This is a genomic window from Vibrio sp. 1401 (assembly GCF_033340295.1).
In genome coordinates this window covers 1-1561 of record NZ_JAWOWF010000110.1, presented here as the reverse complement: position 1 = coordinate 1561, position 1561 = coordinate 1, and the positions used below count along the sequence as shown (strand labels likewise).

Here is a 1561-nt window from a genome sequence, read left to right as displayed (position 1 = left end):
TGAATGACAGGGATATCCAGACCCTCTGCCTTTACCTGAAAAAACAGAAACGGACCGTGGAAGAGTACCAGTGGCAATATTATGACGAACAACGAAACCTTCTGGAACAGTTGTTAAGACCAGTGTTCCTGTGCCTTGAATGTGAGGCCGGTAAAGGCTCAGAAGCCGTCGTCGCCCAACTTCAAAAGATGCAAACGGAAATTGTATCCGGTGAATCACTGATGACAATGGATACGTCGCTTATCCCCAAAAAGCACCTCCCATGGCTGGTGAAACAGGATAACGTTAATCCGCAACGTTATGAATGGCTGCTCTACCGGCAGTTAACTTCACGACTGAACGGACGTATTTATCTGTCAAATGTCACCAAATACCGGGCACTGGAAGACGACCTGATCCCCCAAACATCGCAGGATGCACTGCTGGAGTCATCAACGCTGGACAGACTAAAACAACCTGTTGACGCATTGTTACAGGAGAAACAACATCGACTGGAAAGCGCGCTCAAAGACGTGGCGCGCCATATTGATGAGGGAGATAATCGCAATGTAATCATGAAAAATCGCTCGGGCACCCGCTGGCACCTGCCAACAAAAGGCGCTACATCTCTGGTCAACAATCCCTTCTTTAAGCGAATGCAGCCAGTCGGTATCGCGGATGTCCTGCGGTATGTTGAGCGCGAAACCGGGTTTATGCGATGCCTGACACATGTGCTGCCAATACAAAAACAGGGAACTACTCATCAGGATGATTTACTGGCCATTCTGATTGCTAACGCCACTCACCGTGGTGTGTATGGTATGGCGCAGATCTCCGACCGCAGTTATGAACACCTGAGTACAGTACAGGCTAACTATATCCGACCTGAAACGCTGCATGATGCCAGCGACGTGATCAATAATGCGGTGGCTTCATTACCCATCTTCCGCCACTACCATATTCAGGAGGACCAGTTGCACGCCAGTGCGGATGGTCAGAAATTCGAAACGCATCTGGAAACGTTTAAAACCCGGTATTCCTCGAAGTACTTCGGTACCAATAAAGGGATCACGGCCATGACCCTGGTCGCCAATCACAGCGCGCTGAATGCACGGATAATCGGCTCCAACGAGCATGAATCACACTATATCTATGATCTGTTGCAATCCAACAGCAGCGATATCAAACCTGACGTACTCTCGACAGATACACACGGTGTCAATCACGTCAACTTCGCTTTATTGGATCTATGCGGCTACAGCTTTGCACCGCGATACGCGCAATTTAACAGCGTCATCAACGATCTGTTTGAGGTGACTGAAAATGAACAATGTAACACCATACTTGCGCTGAAGAAACCCATCAGGACGGGGGTCATCGAAACGGGATGGCAGGATATCAGGCGTATTGTCCTGTCACTTCAGACAAAACGAACAACACAGGCAATACTGGTGAGAAAACTGTCTGGTTATCCTTCAGGACACCCGATATTACAGGCGCTGACAGAGTATAATCGACTGGTTAAAGCGCAATATTTACTTGACTACATCGACGATGCCAGTTTGCGGCAGTATGTGCAACG

1 protein-coding gene is annotated in these 1561 nt (G+C 48.6%); it reads left to right on the top strand.

Annotation, left to right across the window (positions count from 1 at the left end):
* The coding region (locus R7Z77_RS23905) for a Tn3 family transposase (protein ID WP_276385191.1) at positions 1 to 1561 on the top strand (1561 nt) is incomplete at both ends.